Consider the following 12,152-nt stretch of genomic DNA (forward strand, 5'->3'; position numbering starts at 1 on the left):
ATGCGCCAATGGGGGGTCGGCAATACGTTCAATTCTTTCTCGCGCTTGCCTGCGATCCCCTTCAGGCGCGTGAATTGCCGTGGCAGTCTGAGCTACGATCCCGGTCTCCAGCGTCATCACATTCTGCCACTGCAACTGCTCTCGGTCGGCGCATGCGAAGCGATGTTTTCGGCAATCGGACGCAAGCGTATCGGGTTCGACGATTTTCGCGCCAACGGACTTCTCTTGCCAGCTAACGAGAACGCGGCGCTGCGGATCGGGATGCCGCTGCATCGCGGGCCGCATCGACATTATAACCTGGTGGTAATCGCGCGGGTGGGCCGGATCGAGGAAAGCTGGTCTGCCGAGCGGGCTCAGAATCCCGACGCGGCGCTGCGTAGCGCGCTATTCAGGCTCAGCCTGCTGCAAGACGCATTGAGGCGTCGCCTGCTTGCGGAGCGCCGGCGGCTCGTCCTGAACAAGAACGACCCGCTCGGCACCGGATACGATTTTACGGAGCTCGACGCGATGGCCGAACAGCTCTGGAGCGCGCGCTAGGCGATCGGTGCTAGCTGTTCCACGCGGTATAACCGCTCTTGCTGTCCAGCTCGGCCTTGGCGGCGTGATATTCGCGCTCCAGCCGCGCGACCATGTCCTCGACGGTCCCGACCGACTTGACTGCGCCGACACCCTGTCCCGAACCCCAGATGTCCTTCCAGGCCTTCGCCTTCGTGTTGCCGCCGCTGCCGAAGTTCATCTTGGACGGGTCGCTGACCGGCAAGTCATCGGGATCAAGACCGGCGTTTTCGATCGAGGAGCGCAGGTAGTTGCCATGCACGCCGGTGAAGAGGTTGGTGTAGACGATCCCCTCCGCGCTTCCTTCCACGATACCCTCCTTGTAACGCTGATCGGCATTCGCTTCCTCGGTCGCGATGAAGGCGCTGCCCATGTAGGCGAAGTCGGCGCGCATCGCCTGAGCGGCGAGAATCGAATAGCCGTTGGCGATCGAGCCGGAAAGCGCGACCAACCCGTCGAACCACTCGCGGATTTCCTGCATAAGCGCGAAGGGCGAAAGCGCACCGGCATGGCCGCCAGCGCCGGCTGCGACCGGGATCAACCCGTCCGCACCCTTTTCAATCGCTTTCCTGGCGAAGCGGTTGTTGATCACGTCGTGCATGGTGATCCCGCCCCAGTTGCGCACGGCGCTGAAGACTTCCTCGCGCGCGCCGAGCGAAGTGATGATCATCGGCACCTGCCACTTCTCGCAAGTCGCCATGTCGGCCTCGACCCGGTCATTCGACTTGTGAATGATCTGGTTGACGGCAAAGGGCGCTGCCGGACGATCGGGGTTCTCGCGATTATGCTTGGCCAGTTCCTCGGTAATCTGGTGGAGCCATTCGTCGAGCAGCGTTTGCGGCCGTGCATTGAGCGCCGGGAAACTGCCGATGATCCCGGCCTTGCATTGCGCGATCACCAGTTCGGGCCCCGATACGATGAAAAGCGGGGAGCCGATCAGCGGCAGGCGAAGACGATCGAACGGGGCGGGAAGGGCCATAACTTGCTCCAGGATTGCTTGCTCTTGACCGTCGCTTAAGTCGGTCAAACGGCGCTGTCGAGCGGGTGATTCTGTTAGGGTTTGCTAGTGCCGCGATGCCGTAACGTCACCCCTTGGGCAGGATGTGTTCGATGCCGTAAAACCGCGCGGCATTGCCCGCATAGAGCGCGCTTTTCTCATCAGCCGAAGCACCCATGGTGATGCGTTTGAACGCATTCCAGAGCGTCGCGTAATCCGCGCCCCAGTAGTCGACCGGGAAATTGCTTTCGAACATGGCACGCTGCGGTCCGAAGGCCTCGATGCAAGTCTCGATATAGGGCCGCCACATCGCGCCCAAGTCTTCGGAGCCGAATCCGGCAGCCGGCCCTTTCTCGGGAAGCCCGCAAAACGCCATCGCCAGCCCACCCAATTTGACAACGACGTTCTCGCACTTGGCGAGTTCGTGGATGTTGTCGCGCCAGCCGTCGAAGCGCTCGTGCAGCTTGCCCGTGTAGCTCGCGATATTGAGCGGCGTGCCGCAATGGTCGAGGCAGATCGGCTGATCGGGGAAGGCGCGGGCAAGGTCGATCACGTCGGGCAATTGCGGCTCGAGCAGCCAGGCGTCGAAAGTCAGGCCTTTCTTGCCGAGATGCGCAAAGCCTTCGCGAAAACTTGCGTCGCGATAGAGACCTTCGGGAGCATGGAAGGGCGCGCCGAGCACTTCACCATCGGCATCCCAGGCGCCTTGATGACGGATTCCCTTGAAGCGGTCCGGCGATGCCGCCTGCAACCGATCGAGCACAGGCTCGACTCCGTCGCCCAGCGTCAGGTCGGCATGTCCGATGATCGCGGCGCAGGCGCGGAAATCGCCGTAAAGGCCGCTCGCCGATTGTGCGGCGACCCCGTTCACGAACTCGACCTCACCCACGACCTTCATCGCGTCGCTGGCATCGGCGCGATAGAAAGCACCGCACTCCATGAAGACCGTGCCGATGATGTTGTGACCGCTCGTCGTATGGGCGTGAAGTTCGTCGAACGTGTAATAGGCGTTGTCGATCAGGGCTGCGATGAAAGGGTGATGCGGTTCGGGAAAGGCGCCGACCAGCGGGCGCAGGTCCCACAGATGATGATGTGGATCGATGATCGGAAGATCGGGTTCGAGGATCTCTTCGGCCTGGTTTGTCGCTTCACCCATCGCAATTCTTCTCCCTTAATTCCTACCGGATGGAACACATGGAACAGTGTTCAGATAGAGGAAAGTGGGAGCACTCTCGCCTGTTCAAACCGGGGCCCCCTCTCCTTATGCTCGGATCATTCTCCACGACGCGAGAAGTAGCAAGGCCGAATGCGGTAGGAAAGAATGCCGGGGTTTGCTTCAACCTCGGCAGTTTGCGCCGAGGCGCAACCTCTTGAGGGCAGCTTTCCACATCGGATAGCGCCTCTCGGCTTTGGATTTACGCAGTTACCCCTAGAAGAGTGTCTGGCTTTGTTTGGAGGAATGCCGTGGCAGCAACCAGCTCTTGGCGCTTTGCGACCTGCGCGATCGCTGGTTTGCTCCTGGGTTCCGGCTTTGGTGCTGCGACTGCGCGATCAGCCCAGGAACCAGTAGACGTTTTTGCGGAGGAGCCGGGCAGAAACAGCATGCTCGACCTTGCAGAGATGGAGAGGATTTCCCTCGACAGCGTATTCCTGCCGAAGCCGGACATGTTTCCGGTCGAAGCATTGCTCGCCACCCATTTTCAGACCGCTTCCCACGCAGCACCCTGCGATGCGCGCGTTTGTATCGCTGCGCATTCGGCACCCGCCAATCTGCCGGGGCGGCCCGACGACACCCGGTTGGTCCGGCTGGATTTACTCGCATCTCCGGTCGCCCAGCTTCCGGATGGCCCCATCGAACTCGTGCTGGTCATCGATCGGTCGGGATCGATGGAGGATGGCAAGCTGGAGCAGATGAAGCGCGGTCTGCTTACGGCGCTACCGGCGTTGCGGGATTCGGATCGCCTTGCCGTGGTGGCTTTTGGCGAAAGCTCCGAGCTGCTGGTGCCACTGGGCGAGGTAGGGGGGCGACGCGAAAAAATCGTCGATGCGATCTCGTCGCTCGAACCTTCTGGGCTGACCAATCTGGAAGACGGGCTCGACCTCGGCTTCCGTACTGCGATGAAAGGAGCCGCTACTCCGGGACAAGACCGGCGCCTCCTCCTCATTACCGATCAATGGCCGAACCTCGATCCCGCCATGCAAGACGGACTGATCGATCTTGCCAGAGCCGGAGCCGCTCAATCCGTCGGACTATCGACCGTCGGGGTCCACCAGACATTCGACAACGTGCTTGCCATGCGACTTTCAGCCATTCCCGGCGGGCGTTTCCTCGACTGGGCCGAAGGTGAGGACGGTGCAGCGCTGCTCGCGAAGAATTTCGCCAGTCTCGTATCCGACCCGGCCAGAAACGTGCAATTGCACTTTGGTCCGGATGCAGGACAGCGCGTCACCGCGCTCTATGGCGTGCCTGAAGAACTGGTCAGCGTGGAAGACAATGGCCGCGTTTCCATCGCTCTGGGCGGGGGCTTCGTGGAGGCAGGTGATCGCGGCATTTATGCGTCCATAGCGGGTCCCGATGAAGGCGATGCGGGAGGGATGGCAGGGCTCGACGTCAATCTTACGGCTACTCGAGAAGATGGCGCCGAGTTCTCGGTTGCTCCGCAGTTGAGCACGGATATGGCGAAAGGCCAGATGGGCGAGGCACAGGCCATCATCGACACTCACCTGACCGTAACGGGCGCGTTGGAAACCTATCATACCGGCGGGGACATCGCCGAAGCGCGGCAGGAACTCGAACGACTGCAGGAGCGGATGCGCACGCCCCCTTATGGATCGCTGGACGACGAGCGCCAGATCGTCGCCGCGATCGAGCGCAAGTTGAGAGCGATCGAAGAGAATACCGGAAGCCTTGCCTTGCTCGAAGCGATCGCAGGCCGCTGGGAAGTGCTCTCTCAAAAAGGGCTCGCCGGCGCGCGGAAAGGCGACCTGCTGGAACTGACGCGGGAGCGGGAACTGCTGATCACGCGCCGAAGCGGGCCGGGTATGGATGCCACCTCGCGTCAGACCTTTCAGATCACCGGTGACAGGCTGCTGGTGGACGATACCGACCTGTTCTTCAGGATCGAGGCCAAAGGCGATCGGCTCACCCTGCATGATGAGCTCGAAGGTGATCGCCTCCGGCTGAAACGCTTGCCTTAAGCGCCCGCTTTAACCGTCTGCGACCGCGCTGTTCGCCGCGCTCAGCACGGCACGCACGCTGGCTGTCGCAATATCTTCGTCGATCCCGCAACCCCAGATGATCCGGTCGCCCGACTCGCACATCAGATAGGCGGCTGCGCGCGCATCGCGGCCAGATCCCAGCGCGTGCTCGGTATAGTCCAGCACCTTGAGGTCGAGGCCGAAACTGTCCTCCAGCGTCGAGACGACGGACGAGATCAGACCGTTGCCGCGTCCGCTGACGCTCTGTTCCTGCCCCTTGACCGCGATCTTGCCCGAGAAGACGCGCGTACCGTCGGCAGCGCGGCTTTCCTCATAGTCGACGAGCTGGAAATGCTTGTTCTCGGTCTGCACATGGTAGGCCGATTTGAATGCTTCCCAGATGTCGGGGGCGTTAAGCTCACGGCCAAGCTCGTCCGCCATACGCTGGACGTGTTTGGAGAAATCCGCCTGCATTTTCTTCGGCAGCTTGAGACCCTGGTCCTGCTCCAGAACCCAGGCGAAACCGCCTTTGCCGCTCTGCGAATTGACGCGAATGACGGCTTCGTAGTCGCGCCCCAGATCGGCCGGGTCAATCGGCAGATACGGAACGCGCCATTGCTCGTCGTTCTGCTGCGAATGGGCTTCGAAGCCCTTCTTGATCGCGTCCTGATGCGATCCGGAAAAGGCGGTGAAGACCAGTTCGCCGCCATATGGGTGGCGCTGATGAACGGGCAGTTCGTTGCAATATTCGACTGTCTCGATGACCTTGTCGATATCGGAGAAGTCGAGGCCGGGATCGACTCCCTGCGTGTACATGTTGAGCGCGACGGTCACGAGGCAGCAATTGCCGGTCCGCTCGCCATTGCCGAACAGGCAGCCCTCGACGCGGTCCGCGCCTGCCATCAGGCCCAGTTCCGCCGCAGCAACACCGGTGCCGCGATCGTTATGCGTGTGGAGGCTGATGACCGCGCTTTCGCGATTGGGGAGGTTGCGGCAGAAATATTCGATCTGGTCGGCGTAGATATTGGGCGTTGCCGCCTCGACCGTCGCCGGCAGGTTGAGGATGATCGGGCGCTCAGGCGTCGGCTGAAGCACCTCCATCACCGCTTCGCAGACCGAAATGCTGAAATCGAGCTCTGCGGTCGAGAAGGTTTCGGGCGAATATTCGAAGTGCCAGTCGGTGTCGGGACGCTTCGCCGCTTCGTCGCGCAGCACCTTGGCCCCTTCGACCGCGATCTGCCGCACCTCGTCCTTCGACATGCGGAACACGATATCGCGCCATGCAGGGGACACGGCATTGTAGAGATGGACGATCGCCTGCTTCGCGCCTGCGAGGCTTTCGAAGCTGGTGCGGATCAGGTCTTCGCGGCTTTGCGTCAGGACCTGAACGAAAACGTCGTCGGGGATGCGCCCGGATTTTACGAGGCTGGAGATGAAGTCGAACTCGGTCGCGCCCGCGCTCGGAAAACCGACTTCGATTTCCTTGACCCCGATTTCCACCAGCAGGTCGAAGAAGCGGTTCTTCTTCACTGCATCCATCGGGTCGATGATCGACTGGTTGCCGTCGCGCAGATCGGTCGAGAGCCAGCGCGGCGGGCTGGTGATGGTGCGGCCGGGCCACTGGCGGTTCTCCAGCGGAACCTGCGGAAACGGGCGGTACTTGGCGGACGGGTCGCGCAACATGTTGCGTTGAGTGTTCATGGGAATTGGCTTTTCGAAATTGACTGTCAGGGCTGGTGTTCGGTCCCTTGAGCGCGTGGCGCGCTCTTCAAGGCACGCCGCAGGTCACGCCCAAGGGCGTGTAAGTCGCAGGAGTAGTCCGTAGTCGATAGCCATGGGGACTCTATGGTGCCTCGATTGATGCTTGTAAAGCGAAAGCGATGGCCCCATCGCGGGTAATTATGTTTCGCGGCCCAGGGAGAGGACATGCCGGACAACAATCAGCCCGAGAACTCGCTTTACAGTTACATGGGGCTTCACCGCATCGTGAAGATGGACGCCGAGGGCTTCGCTTCTATCGAATACGAAGCGCGGGAAGAGATGTGCCATTCGGGCGGCGTGGTGCAGGGCGGCTTCATCTCGGGCTGGATTGACGCTGCGATGGCACATGCCGCGATGGCCAAGAACGGGCCGGAGATCGTGCCGATGTCGCTTGAGCTGAAGGTCAGCTTCTTCGCGCCCGCGCGTCCTGGCCTGCTTATCGCGGAAGGCTGGGTCGAGCGTCATGGCAAGCGCACCAGTTTCTACGAAGGGCATATCAAGGCGATGGACGGGACGGTGCTGGCCAAGGGCACGAGCACGATCCTGATTGCCGACAAGTCGCGGGTTATCAAGGCTTCCGAGGAGGCACGCCGATGAGCGAAATCAAGCCCTTCAACCTCAAGGTTCACGATACCGAACTCGCCGATTTGCACCTGCGGCTCGACATAGCGCGCTGGCCCGAGAAGGAGGCGGTCGATGATTGGTCGCAGGGCACACCGCTCGCGGCATTGCGCGAGCTCTGCGAGTACTGGCGGCACGGCTACGATTGGCGGCGGTGCGAGGCGCAGCTCAACTCACTCGGCCAGTTCACGACCGAGATCGACGGGCTCGACATTCACTTCCTGCACGTCCGCTCTTCGCGGGAAGACGCAATTCCCCTCATCATCACGCATGGCTGGCCGGGTTCGGTCATCGAATTCATGGGGGTCATTCCCCAGCTGACCGAACCTGAGAATGGCCAGGCGTTCCACGTCGTCGCGCCCTCGCTTCCCGGTTTCGGCTTTTCCGGCAAGCCGAAGCAAACCGGCTGGGGTGTCGAAAAAATCGCGAGCGCCTGGGCCGAATTGATGAACCGCCTCGGCTATGAACGCTGGGTCGCGCAGGGCGGCGACTGGGGCAGTGCCGTGACGACCGCGATCGGCGCGCAGGCGCCCAAGGGTTGCGCCGGGATCCACGTGAACATGCCGATCGGGCGTCCGACCGAAGAGGACATGGCGCAACCGACGCCGGATGAGCTCAAGGCGCTGCAGGCGCTCCAGCATTATCAGGAGTGGGATTCGGGATACTCGAAACAGCAGAGCACGCGCCCGCAAACGGTCGGTTACGGTTTGGTCGATTCTCCGGTCGGGCTGGCCGGATGGATTTTCGAGAAGATGTGGGCGTGGACCGACAATGATGGTTCACCCTTTGACGCGCTGTCCAAGGATCAGATCCTCGACAACATCATGCTCTACTGGCTGCCTGCAACGGGTGCCTCGTCAGCGCGGCTCTATTGGGAAAGTTTCGCCAAGTTCGGGGAGGGCGAAGTTGCCATTCCGGCAGGAGCGAGCCAATTCCCCAAAGAGATCATTCCCGCGCCGCGCAAGTGGGCCGAGCGTCGCTACACCAACCTCGTCTATTGGAACGATGTGGCGAAGGGAGGGCATTTCGCCGCCTGGGAACAGCCCGATCTATTCGTCAGCGAACTGCAGGCCTGTTTCGCCCAGATGGTCTAGCGCCAGCGCAGCCTGTCCGAAGTCAGCTGCTCAACCGAGGTCACGCCCATCAATCGCATTCCGCGTTCGATCTCGTCCTTGAGGATGCCGATCGCGCGCTCGACGCCTGGCTGGCCCGCCGCAGCGAGTGCATAGAGGTATAACCTCCCGCCCGACGCGGCGGTCGCTCCCGCACAAAGGCTCTTGAGCACATGCGTCCCGCGGCGAACCCCGCCATCGACGATGATCTCGATCTCGCCGCCGACGGTATTCACGATCTCGCGCAACTGGTCGAAGGGTGCGCGGCTGCCATCGAGCTGCCGCCCGCCATGGTTCGAGATCATGATCGCATCGGCGCCGATCTCGACCGCCCGGCGCGCGTCATTGGCGCTCATCACTCCTTTCAGGGCGAACTTGCCGCCCCAATCCTGCCTGATCTTCGCCGCCGTGTCCCAATCCATGGACGTGTCGAGCATCGTGTTGAAGTATTCCGCGATACTTACGGCCTTCCCGCTGCCTTCGCTGACATGGGTGTCGAGATTGGGGAGGCGGAATTTCTCGCGCAACAGGTAGTCGAGCGTCCAGCGCGGCCGGGTCGCGTAACTCCAGACAGCGCTGGGCGTAAAGCGGGGCGGAGTGGTGAAGCCGCTGCGCAGACACCGCTCGCGCTTCCCCGAGACGATCGTATCGACCGTCAGCGCGAGCGCGTCGAAACCCGATTGCTGGCACCGCTCGATCATGCTGGCGTTCAGGCCCTTGTCCTTGTGGACGTAGAGTTGGAACAGTTTGGGCCCATCCGTGAGCGCCGCAATTTCCTCGATACTACGCGTCGCGAGGCTGGAAATGCCGAACCACAGGCCAAACTTCTCGGCCGCTCTGGCAACCGCCGTCTCTCCCTGGTGGTGGAAGGCGCGTTGAACTGCCGTCGGGCTGAGCATCAGGGGCAGGGCGCTTTTCCGGCCAAGGATGGTGCAGCTGGTGTCGATCTCGGCCACGCCTGCGAGCACGTCTGGCACGAGGTCGGCGTCGTCGAAAGCCTCGGTGTTGCGCGCCTTGGTCAGCTCGTCATCGGCCGCCCCGTCGATATAGTCGAACACCGGCCACGGCAGGCGTGCCTTTGCCAGTTTCCGGAAATCATCGATATTGTGGCAGTCGGAGAGGCGCATGCACGCCTCATAAGCGGCTAAATCCTGACTTGTCGATGCTGCGCTGCCGGTGTTCTCAGCCGCAACCCACAGAGGTTATGACATTGTCGGCGCCATACATGACATTGAGCCGCTGGGGATTGAGGTCGTCGGTCGTTGCCTCGCCGGGCCCGATCCAGCGCACCGTCACGATCGGCGCGACGGCGGTCATCAATTCACCGCGCGTATCGGCGTCGAGTTCCTGACCGATGTAGGGTGCTGCGAGACGCGAATTGCACTTGTCCGATTCGAGGTCGGGATCGGGCAGATCGGGCGTATCGCGCGAATAATCGCCGAACTCCGCTTCGTCGGCAGGAATGGGCTCGGCCTCTTCGGCCTCTCGGGCATCGCCGCAAGCGGAAAGTGCGGCGGCGAGGGCGAGGGGGATGGGTAGGAATGAATGCTTCATGCCTTCCCAATCCCCAAAGCTTGCCCAGCGTTCCCTTCGGTGATCAGTTCTTGTCCTTAAAGGGATCACTGACGTTCGAACGCGGCGCTAATCTCGAGCTCGACATTGTTGCCAACCAGCGGCGAGAATGTCGTCAGGCCCCACTGCGTGCGATCGATCTGCGCGCGCGCTTCGAAGCCGACCGTTTCAGCCTTGCTCATCGGATTGGTCCCGGCGCCGGTAAAGTCGACCGCCATCGTCACGGGATTGCTCTCGCCATTCATCGTCAGCATTCCGCTCACGATGGCGCTGGTGTCGCCGGTCTGGCGGACATTTGTTGAAACGAAGGTGGCGGCTTGCGGATCAGGTCCGAAAAAATCCGGGTCCGCGCCATCCTTGCCGGGGCGCAACAGGTGTTCGCGAAGGTCCTCGCTCGCGACCGTTACGTCAGCGATCGGGATCGTCACATTGAAGCTCGCATCTTCGACATTCGCCGGGTCGAGTTCCATCGTTCCGCTGATATCGCCGAACAGCCCGATGTAATCGTTGAAGCCGAAATGGTTGATCCTCCACGATACCAGAGTGTGTTTTGGATCGAGCGCATAAGTGCCGCTTTGAACACGCGACACGTCCACAATGCCCGGAAGCTGAGAGGAATCCTGCGCCGAAATTGACGATATCGCCAGAGTGCCACTCGCGAGAAGGGCGAGGGCAAGAACAGATTTTTTCAAGGTAACCTCCGCAATTGCTGGTTCACCAGTATGAACAGCATGAGATTGCGGAGGTTCCTTAGATCACGGTCGTGATCAGTTCTTTTCCTTGTCGACCAGCTTGTTGGCGCTGATCCAGGGCATCATTGCGCGAAGCTCTGCGCCGGTCTTTTCGATCGGATGCGCTTCCGCCGCCTTGCGGCTCGCCTTCAACTCGGGCTGCCCGGCACGGTTGTCGAGGACGAAATCCTTCACGAAGCGGCCACTGGTGATGTCGGCGAGCACGCGCTTCATCTCGGCCTTGGTATCCTCGGTGATAATGCGCGGACCCGTTTTGATGTCGCCATATTCGGCGGTGTTCGAGATCGAATAGCGCATGTTGGCGATGCCGCCTTCATAGAGCAGGTCGACGATCAGCTTGGTTTCGTGGAGGCATTCGAAATAGGCCATTTCGGGGGCGTAACCAGCCTCGACGAGCGTCTCGAAGCCCGCCTGGATCAGGTGAGTGATACCGCCGCAAAGCACCGCCTGTTCGCCGAACAGGTCGGTTTCGCACTCTTCCTTGAAGTTCGTCTCGATGATGCCGCTGCGTCCGCCGCCGACGCCGCTCGCATAGGCGAGTGCGATGTCATGTGCGCTGCCGCTCGAATCCTGGTGGATGGCGATGAGGCAGGGAACGCCGCCACCGCGCTGATATTCGGAGCGCACCGTGTGACCCGGGCCCTTGGGCGCGATCATGATGACGTCGATATCTTGCGGCGCTTCGATCAGGCCGAAATGGATATTGAGGCCGTGGGCAAAGGCGAGCGCGCTACCCGGGCGCATACGGCCCTTTAGATCGTTCTCCCAGATCGCCGCCTGGTGTTCGTCGGGTGCCAGGATCATGAGGATGTCGGCCCATTCGGCCGCATCGCCGTTGGAAAGCACCTTGAAGCCCGCGCCTTGCGCCTTTTTCGCGGTGGCGGAGCCTTCGCGAAGGGCAATGGCGACGTCCTTCACGCCGCTGTCGCGCAGGTTCTGGGCATGGGCGTGGCCCTGGCTGCCGTAGCCGAGTACGGCGATCTTCTTGTCCTTGATGAGGCCCAGATCGGCGTCGGCGTCGTAATAAACTTTCATCGGTGTCTCTTTTCCTTCGGGTATTGTCAGGCGCCTTGAGCGCCGCGCATCATGCCAACCACGCCGCTGCGGCCGACCTCGACGAGGCCGAGACCACGCATCAGCGCGATGAAACTGTCGATCTTGTCCGGCGCGCCGGTCAATTCGAAGACGAAACTTTCGGTGGTGGTGTCGACCACGCTGGCGCGGAAGACGTCTGCGATCCGCAGGGCCTCTACCCGCTGGTCTCCAGTCCCCTGGACCTTCACCAGAGCGAGTTCGCGCTCCACATGCGGCCCGGCCTGTGTCAGGTCCACGACCTTGTGAACTGGCACCAGCCGCTCGAGCTGGGCTTCGATCTGGTCGATCACTTGCGGCGGACCGTTGGTGACGATTGTGATCCGGCTCACAGCGTGGTTTTCGGTGATGTCGGCCACGGTCAGGCTGTCGATGTTGTATCCGCGCGCGGTGAAAAGCCCCGCGATCTTGGCGAGAATACCGCTCTCGTTGTCGACGGTGACGTTGAGGACGTGCCTCTCTGAGGCTGCTGCTTCGATTTTCATGTGTTCA

The 12,152-nt window shown here is 61.5% G+C and carries 12 protein-coding genes; 4 read left to right on the forward strand and 8 right to left on the reverse strand.

The window, feature by feature from the left end; genetic code table 11:
• On the forward strand, positions 1 to 537 hold the full coding sequence (locus CCE89_RS12885) for an AHH domain-containing protein (protein WP_086438453.1): 537 nt from the start codon (positions 1 to 3) through the stop codon (positions 535 to 537).
• 10 nt (positions 538 to 547) lie between these two features.
• Here the strand turns inward: CCE89_RS12885 and CCE89_RS12890 are convergent, their stop codons facing one another.
• Positions 548 to 1,534, reverse strand: coding sequence for an NAD(P)H-dependent flavin oxidoreductase (locus CCE89_RS12890; RefSeq protein WP_086438454.1), 987 nt, complete (start codon positions 1,532 to 1,534; stop codon positions 548 to 550).
• Positions 1,535 to 1,640: 106 nt separating this feature from the next.
• Positions 1,641 to 2,708 carry an amidohydrolase family protein gene (locus CCE89_RS12895; protein ID WP_086438455.1) on the reverse strand — a complete coding sequence of 356 codons (1,068 nt, stop codon included), beginning with the start codon at positions 2,706 to 2,708 and terminating at the stop codon, positions 1,641 to 1,643.
• Between the two features lie 446 nt (positions 2,709 to 3,154).
• Between CCE89_RS12895 and CCE89_RS12900 the strand changes: the two genes are divergently transcribed.
• Positions 3,155 to 4,750 (forward strand): vWA domain-containing protein, encoded by a 1,596-nt coding sequence (locus tag CCE89_RS12900; protein ID WP_143256047.1) that lies wholly within the window; start codon positions 3,155 to 3,157, stop codon positions 4,748 to 4,750.
• Between the two features lie 9 nt (positions 4,751 to 4,759).
• Here CCE89_RS12900 and leuA read toward each other — a convergent pair whose 3' ends face one another.
• Complete coding sequence (gene leuA / locus CCE89_RS12905) at positions 4,760 to 6,433, reverse strand: 2-isopropylmalate synthase (RefSeq protein WP_086438814.1); 1,674 nt, start codon at positions 6,431 to 6,433, stop codon at positions 4,760 to 4,762.
• A 243-nt stretch (positions 6,434 to 6,676) separates the two neighbouring features.
• Between leuA and CCE89_RS12910 the strand changes: the two genes are divergently transcribed.
• Positions 6,677 to 7,108 carry a PaaI family thioesterase gene (locus CCE89_RS12910; protein ID WP_086438457.1) on the forward strand — a complete coding sequence of 144 codons (432 nt, stop codon included), beginning with the start codon at positions 6,677 to 6,679 and terminating at the stop codon, positions 7,106 to 7,108.
• Positions 7,105 to 8,226, forward strand: coding sequence for an epoxide hydrolase family protein (locus CCE89_RS12915; RefSeq protein WP_086438458.1), 1,122 nt, complete (start codon positions 7,105 to 7,107; stop codon positions 8,224 to 8,226). Before CCE89_RS12910 ends, CCE89_RS12915 begins: the two co-directional genes overlap by 4 nt.
• Here the strand turns inward: CCE89_RS12915 and CCE89_RS12920 are convergent.
• The 5 genes from CCE89_RS12920 to ilvN form a co-directional block, all read right to left on the reverse strand.
• The gene (locus tag CCE89_RS12920; protein ID WP_086438459.1) at positions 8,223 to 9,371 is read right to left on the reverse strand and encodes an alpha-hydroxy acid oxidase; all 1,149 of its coding nucleotides are present in this window, start codon (positions 9,369 to 9,371) and stop codon (positions 8,223 to 8,225) included. The genes CCE89_RS12915 and CCE89_RS12920 overlap by 4 nt on opposite strands.
• 55 nt (positions 9,372 to 9,426) lie before the next feature.
• Positions 9,427 to 9,798 carry a hypothetical protein gene (locus CCE89_RS12925; protein WP_086438460.1) on the reverse strand — a complete coding sequence of 124 codons (372 nt, stop codon included), beginning with the start codon at positions 9,796 to 9,798 and terminating at the stop codon, positions 9,427 to 9,429.
• A gap of 65 nt (positions 9,799 to 9,863) precedes the next feature.
• Positions 9,864 to 10,508: a YceI family protein gene (locus CCE89_RS12930; RefSeq protein ID WP_234990077.1), complete on the reverse strand. Its 645-nt coding sequence runs from the start codon at positions 10,506 to 10,508 to the stop codon at positions 9,864 to 9,866.
• A 75-nt stretch (positions 10,509 to 10,583) separates the two neighbouring features.
• Positions 10,584 to 11,603 carry a ketol-acid reductoisomerase gene (gene ilvC, locus CCE89_RS12935; protein WP_086438462.1) on the reverse strand — a complete coding sequence of 340 codons (1,020 nt, stop codon included), beginning with the start codon at positions 11,601 to 11,603 and terminating at the stop codon, positions 10,584 to 10,586.
• A 26-nt stretch (positions 11,604 to 11,629) separates the two neighbouring features.
• Entirely contained in the window at positions 11,630 to 12,145 is a 516-nt protein-coding gene (gene ilvN, locus CCE89_RS12940; protein ID WP_086438463.1) for an acetolactate synthase small subunit, read from the reverse strand.
• Positions 12,146 to 12,152 lie beyond the last annotated feature (7 nt).

Source organism: Altererythrobacter xiamenensis (assembly GCF_900177715.1).
GTDB classification, from domain to species: Bacteria; Pseudomonadota; Alphaproteobacteria; order Sphingomonadales; family Sphingomonadaceae; genus Erythrobacter; species Erythrobacter xiamenensis.